The sequence below is a fragment of the Gordonia asplenii genome (assembly GCF_012933505.1).
Lineage (GTDB): Bacteria > Actinomycetota > Actinomycetes > Mycobacteriales > Mycobacteriaceae > Gordonia > Gordonia asplenii.
In genome coordinates, this window is the sequence record NZ_JABBNB010000020.1 from 1 (window position 1) to 16200 (window position 16200).

Annotated in this window: 13 protein-coding genes; 7 read left to right on the top strand and 6 right to left on the bottom strand. The window is 64.9% G+C overall.

Annotated elements, in window-relative coordinates:
- Positions 1-399: 399 nt before the first annotated feature.
- The gene (locus HH308_RS17935) at positions 400-1911 is read right to left on the bottom strand and encodes a PucR family transcriptional regulator (RefSeq protein ID WP_246284693.1); all 1512 of its coding nucleotides are present in this window, start codon (positions 1909-1911) and stop codon (positions 400-402) included.
- Positions 1912-1942: 31 nt separating this feature from the next.
- The gene (locus HH308_RS17940) at positions 1943-3286 is read right to left on the bottom strand and encodes an NAD-dependent succinate-semialdehyde dehydrogenase (RefSeq protein ID WP_170195609.1); all 1344 of its coding nucleotides are present in this window, start codon (positions 3284-3286) and stop codon (positions 1943-1945) included.
- 129 nt (positions 3287-3415) lie between these two features.
- On the opposite strand from HH308_RS17940, the gene HH308_RS17945 reads away from it, so the two are divergent.
- Complete coding sequence (locus tag HH308_RS17945) at positions 3416-4105, top strand: TetR/AcrR family transcriptional regulator (RefSeq protein ID WP_312870678.1); 690 nt, start codon at positions 3416-3418, stop codon at positions 4103-4105.
- Between the two features lie 38 nt (positions 4106-4143).
- A complete protein-coding gene (locus HH308_RS17950; protein ID WP_211188587.1) occupies positions 4144-4731 on the top strand; it encodes a hypothetical protein in 588 nt (195 codons plus the stop codon).
- A gap of 44 nt (positions 4732-4775) precedes the next feature.
- Here HH308_RS17950 and HH308_RS17955 read toward each other — a convergent pair whose 3' ends face one another.
- Positions 4776-5726, bottom strand: coding sequence for a GlxA family transcriptional regulator (locus tag HH308_RS17955; protein WP_170195610.1), 951 nt, complete (start codon positions 5724-5726; stop codon positions 4776-4778).
- Positions 5727-5808: 82 nt separating this feature from the next.
- On the opposite strand from HH308_RS17955, the gene HH308_RS17960 reads away from it, so the two are divergent.
- The 4 genes from HH308_RS17960 (at position 5809) to HH308_RS17975 (ending at position 10602) form a co-directional block, all read left to right on the top strand.
- Complete coding sequence (locus HH308_RS17960; protein ID WP_170195611.1) at positions 5809-5997, top strand: hypothetical protein; 189 nt, start codon at positions 5809-5811, stop codon at positions 5995-5997.
- A 111-nt stretch (positions 5998-6108) separates the two neighbouring features.
- Complete coding sequence (locus tag HH308_RS17965) at positions 6109-7593, top strand: hypothetical protein (protein ID WP_170195612.1); 1485 nt, start codon at positions 6109-6111, stop codon at positions 7591-7593.
- Positions 7594-7831: 238 nt separating this feature from the next.
- Positions 7832-9652, top strand: a complete 1821-nt coding sequence (locus tag HH308_RS17970; protein WP_170195613.1) for an amino acid permease — start codon at positions 7832-7834, stop codon at positions 9650-9652.
- On the top strand, positions 9652-10602 hold the full coding sequence (locus HH308_RS17975) for a universal stress protein (RefSeq protein WP_170195614.1): 951 nt from the start codon (positions 9652-9654) through the stop codon (positions 10600-10602). Before HH308_RS17970 ends, HH308_RS17975 begins: the two co-directional genes overlap by 1 nt.
- 51 nt (positions 10603-10653) lie before the next feature.
- Here the strand turns inward: HH308_RS17975 and HH308_RS17980 are convergent, their stop codons facing one another.
- The 3 genes from HH308_RS17980 to HH308_RS17990 are packed head-to-tail and all read right to left on the bottom strand — an operon-like array spanning position 10654 to position 14092.
- A complete protein-coding gene (locus HH308_RS17980; protein ID WP_170195615.1) occupies positions 10654-12327 on the bottom strand; it encodes a cobaltochelatase CobT-related protein in 1674 nt (557 codons plus the stop codon).
- The gene (locus HH308_RS17985) at positions 12324-13259 is read right to left on the bottom strand and encodes an AAA family ATPase (protein WP_170195616.1); all 936 of its coding nucleotides are present in this window, start codon (positions 13257-13259) and stop codon (positions 12324-12326) included. Before HH308_RS17985 ends, HH308_RS17980 begins: the two co-directional genes overlap by 4 nt.
- Entirely contained in the window at positions 13256-14092 is an 837-nt protein-coding gene (locus HH308_RS17990) for an IclR family transcriptional regulator (RefSeq protein ID WP_170195617.1), read from the bottom strand. The genes HH308_RS17985 and HH308_RS17990 overlap by 4 nt, the downstream gene beginning before the upstream one ends.
- Before the next feature lie 202 nt (positions 14093-14294).
- Between HH308_RS17990 and xsc the strand changes: the two genes are divergently transcribed.
- Positions 14295-16100, top strand: a complete 1806-nt coding sequence (gene xsc, locus HH308_RS17995) for a sulfoacetaldehyde acetyltransferase (protein ID WP_170195618.1) — start codon at positions 14295-14297, stop codon at positions 16098-16100.
- The last annotated feature ends 100 nt before the right edge of the window (positions 16101-16200 follow it).

Sequence of the window (16200 nt, forward strand, 5' to 3'; positions counted from 1 at the left end):
GGTGCGCTCGGTGGGTGGGGTGCGGTGCTCTGGTGTGCGGGACGCCCGGTTGGTTGCGTTGGGGAGTTCGGGTTGCGGCATCTCGTTACACCGAAGCTCGTGCCTCGCTTCGGCACTCGATGAGCGGGGAAGGTGCGCTCGGTGGGCGGGGAGTTCGGGTTGCGGCATCTCGTTACACCGAAGCTCGTGCCTCGCTTCGGCACTCGATGAGCGGGAGGGGTGCGCTCGGTGGGTGGGGTGCGGTGCTCTGGTTGCGTTGGTGAGTTCGGGTTGCGGCATCTCGTTACACCGAAGCTCGTGCCTCGCTTCGGCACTCGATGAGCGGGGAGGGGTGCGCTCGGTGGGCGGGGAGGGGTGCGGCACTCGATGTGCGGAGAGCGAGCGGGAGGCGGCCAGCCCCTACTCCAATTCTCGCGCCTGCAGTGCCAACCACAACTCCGATCGGTGCTGGGCGTCGTCGACGTCGTGGCCGGTTACCTCGCTGATCTTGCGAATGCGATTTCTCATCGTATGGCGATGAATGCCAAGGGAATTGGCGGAGGTGTCCCATTGGCCGCCGTATCGTAGGTAGGCGTGCAGGGTGGTCACCAGCGTAGTTGCGTTGGCGGCGTCGTAGTCGATCAACGACTGCAGCCCGCTGGACGTGATCAGCGCCGACCGTGACTCGGCGGGCTGGCCGAGAAGCAATGCGAGAGTGCCGATGTCGTCGATGTGGGCGGGGCGGGCCCCCACTTCGTCACGCGCGTGGGCTGCCGCGCGAGCTTGCCCGACGACGGTCCGCACCGTCGACAACATCGTCGGGCGACTGATGCCGATCCGTACCCGACGGCTCAGACCGCGTTGCGCGGCGTCGGCCGTCGCAGCACTGATCCGGTCGGCCGCGTCAGACGAAACCACCAGGGCCACACCGTCGTCCAAGGTCTCGAGCAGGTACGGGTCGCCTGCGGTGTCCACCGGCCGCTGGATCACCTCACGGACCACATCTGCCGACAATGCGCCGGCCGCGACGAACACGACGACGACCTGCGGGTCATTGGGGAAGCCCAACTGCTGCGACAGTCGGCGATCGAGCTCGCCGCCCGACCGGAGCAATGCGAGAGCTGCTGTGCGCAAACGTGATTCGGCGTCGAGAATACCGGTCGGTTTGGCCATCTCCAGCGACAGCAGGGACACCGCGTGGCCGACGAGTAGGCGCCCGGCGGCGTCGAGCGCAGTGGGCGATGCCACGGCGAGGTAACCGTGCGGATCGCCGGTGGCGGGCAGCGGATTGATGGTGATGATCCAACGGTCTTCGGCGAGCACACGTGCTCCACCGATGCGGCCGCTCTCGGCGTCGAGTCGTTCGACCACCCGGCGTCGAAGATCGGTCAACTCGCCGGACCGGGCGATCTGGCCGCCCGAACGGTCGACGACGCACACGCTCGCGGCCAGTCGATTACTGAGTGTTTCCACCAGTACGGTGAGGCCACCGCGTGCCGCTGCGCGGGCCAACAATTCCTGACCGTCGACCACCTCTTGCACGGTACGCAGTTGGTCGGCGGCGAGGTCGTCGATGACGGTGCGGGATACCGCGATGAACGGGGTCTGGGCCGGCACGCGAAGGACCGTGAAGTCGCGGTCGTCGGCGGCGTCGATGATGGCCTGCGGGATGTCGCGCAGGGTGGTGCCGGTGTCGATGGCGAGTGCCGCGACCCCGGCGTCGGCGAGGCGGTAGACGTAATCACGTTGTCCCGCAACGTCGTCGGGCAATGCGATGCCGGTGGTCATGACCAACTCGCCGCCGGAGAGCCAGGGGGTCGGGTCGAGCAGTTCGATGGCGTGGGCCCAGCTGACCGTCCGCCCGGCGCCCGACGACCCGGCGACGATGGACAGTCCCAATTTGGTGCGGGCGGCGAGTTGCCGCACGGTCATCGTCACCGGGTCGAGGCGATTGTCGTAATGATCAGCTGACGGTGCGGATCATCTTCTTGTTGATGAATTCTTCGATGCCGAACCGGCCCAGCTCGCGGCCGAAGCCCGAGCGCTTGATGCCACCGAAGGGCAGCTCAGCGCCCTCGGCGCCGACGCCGTTGATGAACACCATGCCGGCTTCGATCTGCTGGGCGACGCGCTGCGCCTGCTCGGGATCGGTGGTGAAGATGTAGGAGCCGAGCCCGAACGGGGTGTCGTTGGCGACGGACACGGCCTGCGCCTCGTCGGCGACGCGGTGGACGATGGCGACCGGTCCGAACAGCTCCTGGTGGTAGGCATCGGTGCCCGGCTGGACGTTGGTCAGCACGGCGGGCGGGAAGAATGCACCGTTGCGGGGGCCGGAACTGGCCAGTTCGGCACCCTGGGCGACGGCGTTCTGTACCTGCGCCTCGAGGCCTTCGGCGGCGCGCTCCGACGACAGCGGCGCGATGCCGTCGCCCGCGGCGAGCATCTTGGCGGTGAACTTCTCCAGGAAGGCGTCGTAGACGTCGTCGGCGACGATGAACCGCTTGGCCGCGTTGCAGGCCTGCCCGGTGTTGTCGAGGCGGGCGGCGACGGCGGAGTCGACGGTGGCGTCGAGGTCGGCGGAGGAGAAGAGGATGAACGGGTCAGATCCGCCGAGTTCGAGCACGCACTTCTTGAGATTGCGTCCGGCGACCTCGGCGACGGCTGCTCCGGCGCGCTCGGAACCGGTCAGTGACACGGCGGCGACGCGGGGATCGGCGATGATCGTCGCGGCCTGATCGTTCGTGGCGCGGATGTCGACGTAGGCGCCGACGGGGAACCCGGCGTCGAGGAAGATCTTCTCCAGCGCGGCGGCCGACTCGGGGCACTGCGGGGCGTGCTTGAGCAGGATGGTGTTGCCCACGATGAGGTTGGGGCCGGCGAAGCGGGCGACCTGGTAGTACGGGAAGTTCCACGGCATGATGCCCAGCAGCACGCCGATCGGGCCGCGGGTGATGAAGGCGCTGCCGGTGCCGTCGAGCAGCTCGACGGGCTCGTCGGCGAGGAAGGCCTCGGCGTTGTCGGCGTAGTAGTCGTAGATGGCTACGCAGAAGTCGACCTCGCCGAGCGACTCCTCCTTGGGCTTGCCCATCTCGCGGACGATGATGTCGGCGAGCTCGTCACGCCGTTCGGTGTGCAGCTGCCCCACCTTGCGAATCAACGCCGCGCGCTCGGCGACCGTCGTGGACCGAACCCATTGCGCTGCGCCTGCCGCCGCGCTGATCGCGTCGGCGATCTCGCCGTCGGTCGCGGTCGGGTAGGTGGCCACGACCTCGCCGGTTGCGGGGTTGGTGACTGCGTAGGTGGACATGGGATCTCCTGTCGGTGCCGGGGGGTGCAGAGAATGAGGTTGGCTTCGGAGGTGACTCGCCGCTGCATTAAATGAACTTCATTCATTTATAGGCTAACCTTGTGTGGGCGATTACACAAGGGAGCTGATGTGAATCCAAGCACTGATGAGAGCGGTGTGGGGTCGGTTCGGCGTGCTGGTCGCCCGCGCAAGAAAGTGCTGTCTCGTGCGAAGATCGTCGCCGAGGCGATGGAACTGCTCGCCGAGCGCGGGCCGAAGGGACTCACCATCGCGGCTCTCGCGGACTCGCTGGGCGTCGCGCCGTCGGCGATCTACAACCACGTCGGCTCCAAGCGGGAACTGCTCATCTACGTACAGGACCACCTCATCCACGGCGTCGACTATGCCGGTTTTGACGGGCTGAGCTGGGAGGGCGGCGTTCGACGCTGGGCTCGCTCGGCGCGTGACGCATTTGCCGGACATCCCGACCTCGTGCCGATGTACGCGGTGATGCCGGTGACCGACTCGCGTGCCGTCCTCGCGATGTATGACACCGTGATCGCCGGGTTCGCCGCCGCCGGATGGCCCGAATCGACGATCCTGTCCGCGGTCGTCGCCGTCGAATCTTTTGTTCTCGGATCGGCGCTCGACGCCAACGCTCCAGGCGATGTCTTCGACGCGGGCGAACTGACGGCCGAGTACGGCGCGCTCGCCGGCGCGGTGGCTGCCGACGCAACGCGGTCGACGCAGTCGCGCGCCGACCGCGCCTTCGACGCCGGTCTCGACGCACTGATCCTCGGACTGCAGTCGATGCTGGCAGCAACCCGAAACGAGACGTAGGTGTAACAGGTTCACCGCTGACCGGTACGGTGGCCGATGTGAACCTATGGGCATTCTCGATGGGGCTGGGGCTGATTGCGGCGACCGCCGCGATCATCGGATTCGTGCGATATCGCGCGCACGAGTCGGCGCGGCTTCGCGTCGACCTGGGATTGTCGGCAGATCTGCGGGGCGCGGCTGGGGCCGATCCGGTGCGACTGGCCGCCGTGGACGAGTTCGAAACGGGTGTCTACCGTCGGCTGTTCTACGTGAGCGTCGTCGGACCCCGGGTGCGTGGCGCGGCGTGGTCGTTGTTGGGGCTGATTCTGGCGGTCGCCGGGGCGCTCGCGGTGTCACCGCTGCGCGGCGGTCTGGCTACGACGGCGTATGTGCTGACCGGGGCGTTCGCCATTGTCTTCGGGGTCGCCGCCGCGGTGAATACGGGTCTGGCGATCTATCACACCGTCGCGACACCACGCGTGTCGTTCGACGAGGTAGAGACGCAAGAGGTCGAGGCGCAGGACGTCGAGGTACGGGACGTCGACGTACGGTCGGACGACTCGGCGACCGCCGGCGTCGTCGATGATTTCGAGTCGATCGATACCGCGCGTGACGCTCCACCCGGCGACGCAGTCGGCAAGGACTGACTGGGCATGTCCCAGCGAGAATCCGCGCCGCTGGATCACCGCTGCTAGCGCCCGGTGAATCGCTGTCGGTAGTTGCCCGGCGATACCCCGACCATGCTGCTGAAGTGGTGACGCAGCAGCGTCGCCGAGCCGAATCCGCAGCGTTTGGCCACGTCGTCGACGGTGATCGTGGTGGATTCGAGCAGTCGTTGTGCGTGCAGCACGCGCTGCTCGGTGAGCCAGCGGTGCGGTGACACGCCCACCTCGTCGACGAAACGCCGGGCGAATGTGCGCGGTGACAGGTGGGCGCGCCGGGCGAGGTCGTTGACGGCGATGTCGGCGTCGAGGTTCTCGATCATCCAGGCCAGCGTCGCGCCGAAACCGTCGGAATCACAGGTCGGTACGGGTGCTTCGACATACTGTCGCTGCCCGCCGTCGCGATGCGGCGCCACGACCATCCGCCGTGCGATGCGGTTGGCGACGTCGGGGCCGAACTCCTGGCGGACGATGTGCAGCGCGGCGTCGATGCCCGCCGCGGTCCCCGCGCTACTGGTCACGGGTCCGTCGTCGACGAACAGGACGTCGGTGTCGACGGTGAGCGCCGGGTACCTGGTCGCGAGATCGTCGCCGTAGCGCCAGTGGGTGGCACAGCGTCGACCGTCGAGAACACCGGCGGCCGCCGCGAGAAAGGCGCCCGTGCATACGGTGAGGATCCGTGCGCCGCGGTCGACCGCCGAGCGGATGGCGGCAAGCGCGGCGGGGTCGTAGTCGCCGTCGGTGCTGCCCGCCGGAATGGCGACGAGATCGGCGGTCTCGGCCGCCGAGTAGTCGTACGGCGGGACCACCTGCAGGCCGTGTCCACCGTCGAGGGCGACGCCAGCGGTGGGGCCGCAGACCAGGAACTCGAACGGAGGAACGCCGTCGGAGGTGCGGTCGATCCCGAAGACCTCGTGCACCACGCCGTATTCGAACATCGCGACATGCGGCTGTAGGACGGCGGCGACGGTGCGGAGCATGAACACAGTATGGCAGATTCTTTGCCAACATTGTCGATTCAGCCACTGGTGGCAGAATATTCGCGGGAGCACAGTTAGTGCCATGACAACCGTGATCATCCTCAGCATCCTGATCCCGCTCGTCGCAGCGACGGCGACGATCGTCTATCGCGTCGAGCGGCGCACTCAAGGCATTTCCCGTGTGCCGCTCAGGCGGCTCACCGGTCCCGACGCCGGGCGGATCGCCGCCGAACTGGACACACTGCTCTTGCTGCGACGCGATGGAGGGTAATAGGGACACTCCCCAGTCCGACCGTCGATGATCGGGCCGCTCGGCTGGTACGTTGTGTGCCGTTGGTGGTGGACATACCGGGCGTGAGATGTGGAGGTTCGATCGACGGTGATGGCGAGTGGTCGTAGACGGTGGACTCGATCCCGCACGGTGATGGCGGTCGTCGGGTTGATCGTCGTCGTCGCGGCGGTTCTCGCCGCCTCGTCCAACCGCTTCGACGCCGCGCCCGCCGCTGCGACGTCGACCGCCTCCTCGTCCGACGCCGCGACTCGCGTCGTTTACGGCGCTCCCGACGTGCCCGATTCGGTGCTCGTGAGTCGTGAATTGTTCTCGCGCGCACCGACTGTCGTGCTCATCTCGGCCTCGGCCGACAACGCGGCAGCGCAGGCCGCCGGACAGATCGCGCGGCGTCGGCACATCCCGATGTTCACCGTCGACGCCGGAACCGCGGGGCCGGTCCGCGACGAACTGACTCGGCTCGGCGCCCACGATGCGGTGATGCCGGCGGGCGGCAATGCGCTTGGGCTGACCGTCGTGCCGGAATCTGCTGCACAGCAAGCGGATTCGACGGTCGGGGCGAATCCGGACGTCGTGTTGGTCGCCGCCGAGACCGAAGGCGCACTCGCGACGATCGCGGCGGCCGGCGCATTCGGTGCGTCGTCGCCGACCGGAAATCCGCGTGACAGCACGTCGGCGATGGAGCTGCTCAAGGCGCATCCGAATGCGCACGTACTCGGCGTCGGCGGCGAGTTCGGCACTGCGACACTGCTTTCCCAACGTGTCACTGTTGCGCGTGCCGCGCCCGAACTGCCGGGCGGCGGCTACACGATATTCCCCGGGCGTCGACTCGTGGCCCTGTACGGATCGCCCGGGTCGCCGTCGCTGGGGCCGCTCGGCCGACAGGGGCTCGACCAGACCATCGACCGGGCGAGAAAGGTTGCCGCCGAATACGATTCGGTCAGCCCGGTCAAAGTGGTGCCGGCTTTCGAGATCATCGCGACGGTGGCGTCGGCGTCGCCGGGGCCGGGCGATTACTACACGTCGATCATCGATCCGGCCGTCATCCGGCCGTGGGTGGAGGCCGCGGGCAAAGCGGGCATCTATGTGACGCTCGACCTTCAGCCGGGACGCATGGACTTCCTTCGGCAGGCCAAGATGTACGAGAGCCTTCTCAAACTTCCCCATGTGGGTCTCGCCCTCGACTCCGAGTGGCGACTCAAACCCAACCAGGTGCATCTGGCCCAGATCGGTTCGGTGTCGGCAGCGGAAGTCAATCGCACCGCCGATTGGCTGGCAACATTGGTGCGCGACAACGGATTGCCGCAGAAGGCATTCGTGCTGCACGAGTTCGATTCGGATATGCTCGCCGACCGCAACACCATCGACACCAGCCATCCCGAGCTCGCGACGGTGATTCACGCCGACGGTCACGGCACTCCGCCGGTGAAGATGGGGACGTGGCGTCGACTGACCACCGACCTGCCGCCCAACGTGTGGATGGGCTGGAAGAATTTCTACACCGAAGACCACCCGATGTTCACTCCGGCGGAGACCATGCGAGTGGCCCCGGCGCCATGGTTCATCTCGTACCAGTAGGTATCGCGTACTGCACCGATCCGGCCGTTACGCTTCTGTGAACTGTGCGACGGTCTTCTTCCGCCGTGGTCGCCGGTATAGCAGCATGGCGTGCGGACCCATCTGGTACCAGGCGTAATGGGGAATCTGGCGCTAGGTGATCTGTCGATCTATTCCTAGTCTGTGTACCACAGCTTAGGTGATCGATGTCACACCGCCTGGCCTGGTCCGGCGGTCTGGTTGAACTGGAGGAATGTCCATGGGCGCAGGTCCGGAACTCAAGAAGTCGCTCAGTCAGCGTCAGCTGAAGATGATCGCCATCGGCGGCGTTATCGGCGCGGGACTGTTCGTCGGCTCTAGCGTGGTGATCCTGGATACCGGCCCGGGTGCGTTCATCACGTACGCGATGTCTGGCGTGTTGGTCATCATGGTCATGCGCATGCTGGCCGAGATGGCGGTCGCCAATCCATCCACCGGCTCGTTCGCCGACTATTCGCGCCGTGCCATGGGGAACTGGGCGGGCTTCTCCGTCGGTTGGCTGTACTGGTACATGTGGGTGACGATCGTCGGATTCGAAGCGGTCGCGGGCGCGAAGATCATCTCATTCTGGATTCCGAGCATTCCACTCTGGGTGCTGTCGTTGATCTTGTTGGTTGCGATGACCGCGACCAACATGTTTTCGGTCGCGTCCTTCGGTGAGTTCGAGTATTGGTTCGCCGGTATCAAGGTCGCCGCCATTATCGGGTTCATTGTCCTGGGCACACTCTTTGTTTTCGGGATATGGCCGCATAAGCAAATGAGCTTCTCCAACCTGACCAGCCACGGCGGACTGTTTCCGCTGGGGCCGACAGCTCTGACGGTTGGCGTGGTAGCCACGATTCTGTCCATGGTCGGTGCGGAAATCGCGACCATCGCCGCGGCCGAATCCGAGGATCCGGAGAAGGCGGTGGCCAAGGCGGCGAACTCTGTCATCGCACGTATCGCAGTGTTCTTCGTCGGCTCGACGTTCCTCCTCGCGGTGATTCTCCCGTGGAATGAAAATGTCGCGGGATCGTCGCCGTTCGTCGCGGCATTCGGCAAGATGGGCATCCCGTACGCCGACCACATCATGAATGCGGTGGTGCTCACCGCGGTGCTGAGCTGCTTGAACTCCGGGATGTACACCGCGTCGCGCATGCTGTTCGTGCTCGCGGCTCGTCGTGAGGCGCCGCCGCAGTTCGTGTCGGTGACCAAGCGTGGTGTCCCGATGGTCGCCATTCTCGTCTCGTCGATCGTCGGCCTGCTGTGCGTTGTGGCGGCAGCGATATCGCCGGATAAGATCTTCAATTTCATCATGAATTCCGCCGGTTCGATCGCTCTGTTCGTCTATCTGCTGATCGGGATTTCGCAGATTGTGCTTCGATACCGAACACCGGCTTCCGAACTCAAACTCAAGATGTGGGGATTCCCGGTGCTGTCGATCCTCACCGTGGCCGGCATCGGGTACGTCCTCGTGCAGATGGGAATGGACTCCGACACTCGTATTCAATTGATCTTGAGCCTCGGCGCCTGGGCCTTCATCATCCTGATGTATCTGGCCAACAAGTGGTATCTGAGCACTCGTCCGACCGTGGAGGGCGTGTCTTCGACCGAGCGGCCGAACCGCGTATTGGTGCTGGCGAATCAGACGGTTCAATCCACCGAATTGCTCGACGAGTTGCGTCGTATCGGTGCCGATCGCGCTGCCACTTACTATGTGGTCGTTCCGGCGAGTCCGGTGGAAACCGGAGCCGCGGCCGTTCACGGACCATTGGATATCACCGAGGCCACCGAGCGAGTCGCCAAGGAACGACTCGACCACACCCTGGAGACTCTACGTTCGCAGAATTTCGAAGCCGATGGCGCGTTGGGCGACTACCGGCCGTTCCGCGCACTGGCCGCCGCGGTGGACACTTTCCACCCGGACCAGATCGTGATCTCCACACTGCCTCCCGAGGAATCGACGTGGAATAGGTTCGATCTGGTCGACCGTGCTCGCGCCGAACATCAATTGCCGATCACCCACGTCGTGTCCCGCGTACCCACTGCGGAACCGGTCTGATGACGATCATTGCCGGTTTCAGTTCCAGTCGACAGGGCCGGGCGCCCCTGCACTTGGCCATGCAACTCGCGCGGACAACCGGGGAGAAGGTCATCGCCGCGGTGGTCGTCGAACGGTTTCTGCCCGTCGGGATCGATCGATTCGAGGATGAGTTCCAGCAGCATGTGATCACCCGGGCGACACAATCACTCGAGCACGTCGTCGAGTCGGTGCGTGACGATTGCGACATCGAGGTGGTGGTCCATCAGTCGAAATCGATCCCCCGCGGCCTGATGCAACTGGCGAAGAAGTACCAGGCCAGCGCGGTCGTGATCGGATCGTCGTCGTCGGGTCTACTCGGCAAGGTGGCACTGGGTAGTGTCACCGACCGCCTGGTCCACACGGCGTCGGTTCCGGTGGTGATCGCGCCGCGCGGCTACCCGAGGAGTCAACGACCGGTCGAACGACTGACCGCGGCCTACGGTGGTGCGGCGGACACGGTCGGGCTGATCACCACCTGCGCCGAACTGGCCGAACAGTGGAAGGTCGGCATGCGCATCGCGTCGTTCACGGTGCGCCCGCTCAACGCCTTCGGCGGTTCGGTCGAACCCTCGGCTGAGCGTCTCGTGGTCGGCCAGTGGGTCCAGCGGAACATGGACGCGGCTCTGAAGCAGCTCAAAGCGGCTCGCAAGAAGGTGGATATTCCGAAACTGGACGTCGTGGTGGGGGCGGGATCGGACTGGACCGAAGCCATCGGCGGCGTCACCTGGGAGGCGGGCGACCTGCTGGTCCTCGGATCGGGTGCGGCCGGGCCGATGTCCCAGGTGTTTCTCGGCTCAGTGGCGTCGAAGATTCTCCGGCACTCTCCGGTGCCGGTGATGATCGTGCCTCGGGAACGGAAATCCAAGAAGTCGGAGCGGAAGAAGTCGCCGAGTAAGAAGGCGAGCAAGAAGTCGTCGAGCAAGAAGTAGGCGAGCAAGAAGTAGGCGATCGATCGAAGTGCGGTGGTCGGGTAGTCAGGGCTACCCGACCACCGCCTTCGTGATCGTCGACAACACCGCACGGGTCACCGACCGGTTCACGCCGTCGGTGAGATCGACCGCGGTGCAATGGTCGTAATAGAGGCTGAGATCGACGCCGACACCGATGGCGGCGATCGCGACGCTCCGTTCGCGGGAAAGAACGTCCTGCAGGTGCCGGTGCAGGAATTGATCTCCGTTGGCCAGCGACGTAGCGCCGTCCATCGGACTGCCGTCGGAGATGACGACGAGAACTCGGCGGCGTCGCTCGCGGCTGGTGAGCCTGGCGCACGCCCACTCGATCGCCTCACCGTCGACGCCCTCTCGATACAGGTCGAGTTTCAACAGGCCGGCGATCGAGAGCTTTGCCGACCGCCACGGCGTGTCCGCATCTTTGATCACCAGATGGCGAATCTCGTTGAGCCGTCCCGGATTCGCCGGCCGACCGGAGCGCATCCAATCCTTACGTGTGCGACCACCGTTCCATGCGGCCGTGGTGAAACCGAGTATCTCGCAGTCGATATCGGCGAGATCGAAAGCTCGGGAGAAAAGATCGAGCAGGACCGCGACCGACTCGCTGTAGGCCTTCATCGAACCCGAGCAGTCCACGAGAAAGGTCACCGCGCCGTCGGACCGCGGCACCTGCTGCGGCACGCGAAAGATGTTGCGTTCGTTGAAGCTGGTCACCAGCTGGGGTAGTCGACGAGCGTCGAGATGACCGGCTTGATGGCCGCCCTCGGAGCTCTCGGCATGGGGCGCGGCGAACAGTCGCGCCAGTTGGCGCCCGAGGAGGCGGGGGCTGACACCGCCGGCCTGTGCCAGTGCGTCGATTCGCTGCCGATACTCCACTAGCAACTCGGCACGAACGAGCGCCGACATCAGTCGAACTTCGTCGTAGGCCCGGGTGAAAACGTGATAGTCGCTTCCGGCCGACGTCGGTTTGCGGTTCGAACCGGTGGCGACTGCGTTCGGGTCGGCCTCGACGTCGTCGGAATCGAGGTCGATCAACCAGCGGATCCCACTGACGGTGGTCGACGTGGGATCGGATTCGACCTGTAACAGCGGCAGATCCGCAATATCGGCGGCCACCTGCCGAGCGATCGCGCCGAAGCGTCGTTGGGAATGCCGGTTCCTACGCAGGTCGGCCAGGCTCGCGCCGAACGGCGTGAGCATGTCGAATCGCGTCTGCTCGATCACCCCCTGGGTGATCTCATCGATCGGCTCGGCGGTGATGCGGGAGCGGCTGACTTGAGACAGGGCGTACAGCAGCAGACCCGACGCCGTTTCGGCCGAGGGGGAAGCTTCAAACTCGACGGCCCACTGCCGAAACCGATCGCCGACGTTGCGGCGAACCCCAGCCCATTCCGGCGGAACGAGCGACTCGACGCGGAACTGTTCGAGCATCTCGAACACCAGCCGTTCGACGTGGTGCTCCGGCAACAGTTCCCGATGAACCTCGGGATCGGTGTAGAGCAAGCGCAGCGCCACGGCGTCGGCGGCACCGCGTTCGGATGGAGGGTTCAGGTGCGCTACCGACACGGGTATTCGACGCCGCGAGTCGTAGAGGTCCGTCCCGCGGAAGACGACGCCGCGATGTCCGCTCAGCGCCCGGATCGAGGACGCGCGAAGCTCGCGGATGCGCTGTTCGCGTCGGACCGCTGCGGCATCCTTGCTCATGCGACGTGTGTCGACGGCTGGTCCAACTCGCGGTCGAAGCATCGCTGGAAGTATTCGGCCACTATCGGCCGCTCGGCGTCGTCGCACTTGTTGACGAACGACAGCGCGAAGGCGAGCCCGACGTCGTCGAAGATGTCGACATTCTCCGCCCAGGTGATCACGGTGCGTGGCGACATCAGGGTGGAGAGGTCACCGACGCGGAAGCCGTTACGGGTCAGGTTCGCTACCGCAACCATGGCGCTGATCACCGAACCGTCGAGGTCAGGTGCTCGGGCCGACACGATCGTGCACTCCACGTCCGGCGGAAGATGATCGAGTGAGGCGACGATGTTCCACCGGTCGATCTGTGCATGGTTGAGTCGCTGTGCACCGTGGTACATGCCGTTGAGATTGCCGAGTCCGACGGTGTTCGCGGTGGCGAACATCCGAAACCACGGATGCGGGGTGATGACCCGGTTCTGGTCGAGCAGGGTGAGCTTCCCGCCATGTTCGAGGATGCGCTGGATCACGAACATCACATCCGGGCGCCCGGCGTCGTACTCGTCCAGTGTCAGTGCCACGGGTCGCTGGATGGCCCACGGGAGGATGCCCTCCTGAAACTGGGTGACCTGTTTCCCATCGCGCAGGGTCACGACGTCACGTCCGATCAGATCCATTCGCGTGAGCTGACCGTCGAGGTTGACTCGGACGCACGGCCAGTTCAATCGAGCTGCGACCTGTTCGATGTGGCTGGACTTGCCGGTGCCGTGCAGTCCTTGGATGAGGACGCGACGATTGCGCGTGAAACCCGCGAGCAATGCCATGGTGACGGACTTGTCGAACTGGTAAGCCGGATCGACCTCGGGAACATGCTCGTCTGATTCGTCGAAGACCGGCACCCGAAAATCGGTGTGGAAGCCGAAGAGATCGGCGGCGGGCACCATTCGAGTCATGCGTCCACCTCCGCTGCGAGCGCGTCGTCGACGACTGCGTCCTCCAGTTGGCCGATCGCCGCTGCCGCCCGATTGAGTGCCGGCAGCAGTTTCAATGCCTTGTCCGGGGTCAGCCGGATCATCGGCGCCTGTACCGCGACGGCGATGTTCGACAGTCCTACCGCAGTCGGAACCAGGACTGCCACACACACCAGTCCGGAGAGAAACTCCTCGTCGTCGATCGCATAGCCGTCGCGTCGGATCTGTTTGAGGTCGTCGTCGAGGCGGTCGACGTCGGTGACCGTCTTCGGGGTGAAGCGTTTGAGCGGTGCGGCCTCCAGGAGGCGCCGACGCTGAGCTGGAGAGAATTGGGCGAGGATGATCTTGCCGCTCGCCGAACAGTGAACCGGGACCCGCGAGCCCGGGCGCAAGGTGATCCGCAACGGTTCGGGTGTCTCGACGCGATCAAGGTAGACGATTTCGTCGCCGGATAGGGTGGTCACGTTGCACGTCTCGCCCAAGTCGTCGACCAAGTTGCGCAAGACAGCGTGCCGCGCGCCGTGGTGGGTGTCATTGATCAGCAGGTTCTCGGCCATCCGCCGCAAGCGGCCGCCGACGCCATAGAACCTGCCGTTGTGTTCGCGGACCAGCAGGCCGCCACTCTCAAGCTGTTGCAACATCCGGTGCAGCGTCGGTTTGGGGATACCGGTTTCTTCCACCAGGCCCTGCAGAGTGAACAACTGGTCCTTCGTCGCGATCAGCTCGAGCAGCCCGAACAGCCTCAGGGCGGGGGTATCCCCGGACAGCTCGCCAGCGGGTACCTGTCTGTCATCGATGCGGTCAACTTCAGACATCACTCTTCCTCAACAGTCGGCTCCTCACCTGTTGACCTCCGGGACGGTCATATTCCAGAAAGCGAGACCAATTGTACTCAAAAACCGGATCAGACTCTTGACTGACCGACCTTTGGTCGATAATCTAGCCTCGCATTCCGAATACTGGAACAATTCGTATGCAATTTTAACATACGGCTATATGTCGGTCGAGGAGGAACACATGGCCACACAGGATCGAGACGCACACGCCGCCGTGCAGGGGGTTACCCGAATGACCCCGTCCGAAGCGTTCGTCGAGACGCTGGTGGCAAACGGCGTCACCGACATGTTCGGCATCATGGGGTCGGCCTTCATGGACGCGATGGACATCTTCGCTCCGGCGGGCATCAGACTCGTGCCGGTCGTACACGAGCAGGGCGCGGCCCATATGGCGGATGGCTATGCGCGGGTCAGCAACCGGCACGGTGTCGTGATCGGGCAGAACGGACCAGGCATCAGCAACTGCGTCACCGCGATCGCCGCGGCGTTCTGGGCGCACAGCCCGGTCGTCATCGTCACTCCCGAAGCGGGCACCATGGGCACCGGCCTCGGCGGCTTTCAGGAGGCCAACCAGCTGCCGATGTTCCAGGAATTTACGAAATACCAAGGGCACGTGAACAATCCGCGCCGGATGGCCGAGTACACCGGGCGGTGCTTCGACCGGGCGATGTCGGAGATGGGCCCGACGCAGCTCAACATTCCGCGCGACCACTTCTACGGTGAGATCGAGACCGAAATTCCGCAGCCCAGCCGACTCGATCGCGGCCCAGGCGGCAGCAGCAGCCTCGATGCCGCCGCAGCGTTGATCGCCGAAGCCGAATTCCCGGTGATCGTGTCCGGAGGTGGCGTGGTCATGGCCGACGCCGTCGAAGAATGCAAGGCTCTCGCCGAACGACTCGGCGCGCCCGTGGTCAACAGCTACCTGCACAACGACTCATTCCCCGCCAGCCACCCGCTGTGGACCGGCCCCCTCGGATACCAGGGGTCGAAGGCCGCGATGAAGTTGATCTCGCAGGCCGACGTCGTCATCGCGTTGGGCACCCGGCTCGGGCCTTTCGGCACCCTGCCGCAGCACGGCATGGACTACTGGCCCAAGAACGCCAAGATCGTCCAGATCGACGCCGACCACAAGATGCTCGGTTTGGTGAAGAAGATCCACGTCGGAATCTGCGGCGATGCGAAGGCGGCCGCGGTGGCCCTCGTCGAGCGGCTCGCCGACCGCGAACTGGTCAGCGATTCGACGACGGCCGAGCGCGCCGCGACCATCCAGAGCGAAAAGGACGCCTGGGAATCCGAACTCGACGAGTGGACCCACGAACGTGATCCGTTCAGCCTCGACATGATCGCCGAAGCCGAAGGGGAAGAGGGCAATTGGCTGCACCCGCGGCAAGTGCTGCGCGAGCTCGAGAAGGCGATGCCGGCCGACGTGATGGTGTCGACCGACATCGGCAACATCAACTCCGTCGCCAACAGCTACCTTCGCTTCGAGCGCCCGCGGAGCTTCCTCGCGCCGATGAGCTTCGGCAACTGCGGGTACGCGCTGCCGACGATCATCGGCGCCAAGGCCGCCGCTCCCGAGCGTCCCGCTGTCTCGTACGCCGGTGACGGCGCCTGGGGGATGAGCATGAGCGAGATCATGACCGCGGTGCGCCACGACATCCCGGTCACCTCGATCGTCTTCCACAATCGTCAATGGGGCGCGGAGAAGAAGAACCAGGTGGACTTCTACGACCGCCGGTTTGTCGCGGGCGAGTTGGAGAGCGAATCATTCGCCGGTATCGCCACGGCGATGGGCGCCCAGGGCGTTGTGGTGGACAAGCTCGAGGAGGTCGGACCGGCTTTGACCCGGGCGATCGACGCGCAGATGAACGAGGGTAAGACCACCGTCATCGAAATCATGTGCACGCGAGAACTGGGAGACCCCTTCCGGCGAGACGCGCTGTCGAAGCCCGTTCGACTGCTCGACAAGTACAAAGACTACGTATAGCTGTACCGACTACGGATTGCTGTACCGACGAAGTGCCCGACCACGATAGATCCGGTGGCCGGGCACTGTCGGCTTACCGGCAAGGCGCGCATCTACGCAC

Excerpts from the sequence above, each read along its gene's own strand:
- HH308_RS17960 (WP_170195611.1), top strand. The coding sequence starts at position 5,809 with ATGACAACCGTGATCATCCTCAGCATCCTGATCCCGCTCGTCGCAGCG.
- HH308_RS17975 (WP_170195614.1), top strand. The coding sequence starts at position 9,652 with ATGACGATCATTGCCGGTTTCAGTTCCAGTCGACAGGGCCGGGCGCCC.
- xsc (WP_170195618.1), top strand. The coding sequence starts at position 14,295 with ATGGCCACACAGGATCGAGACGCACACGCCGCCGTGCAGGGGGTTACC.
- HH308_RS17970 (WP_170195613.1), top strand. The coding sequence starts at position 7,832 with ATGGGCGCAGGTCCGGAACTCAAGAAGTCGCTCAGTCAGCGTCAGCTG.
- HH308_RS17965 (WP_170195612.1), top strand. The coding sequence starts at position 6,109 with ATGGCGAGTGGTCGTAGACGGTGGACTCGATCCCGCACGGTGATGGCG.
- HH308_RS17935 (WP_246284693.1), bottom strand. The coding sequence starts at position 1,911 with ATGACCGTGCGGCAACTCGCCGCCCGCACCAAATTGGGACTGTCCATC.
- HH308_RS17985 (WP_170195616.1), bottom strand. The coding sequence starts at position 13,259 with ATGACTCGAATGGTGCCCGCCGCCGATCTCTTCGGCTTCCACACCGAT.
- HH308_RS17980 (WP_170195615.1), bottom strand. The coding sequence starts at position 12,327 with ATGAGCAAGGATGCCGCAGCGGTCCGACGCGAACAGCGCATCCGCGAG.
- HH308_RS17940 (WP_170195609.1), bottom strand. The coding sequence starts at position 3,286 with ATGTCCACCTACGCAGTCACCAACCCCGCAACCGGCGAGGTCGTGGCC.
- HH308_RS17990 (WP_170195617.1), bottom strand. The coding sequence starts at position 14,092 with ATGTCTGAAGTTGACCGCATCGATGACAGACAGGTACCCGCTGGCGAG.
- HH308_RS17955 (WP_170195610.1), bottom strand. The coding sequence starts at position 5,726 with ATGCTCCGCACCGTCGCCGCCGTCCTACAGCCGCATGTCGCGATGTTC.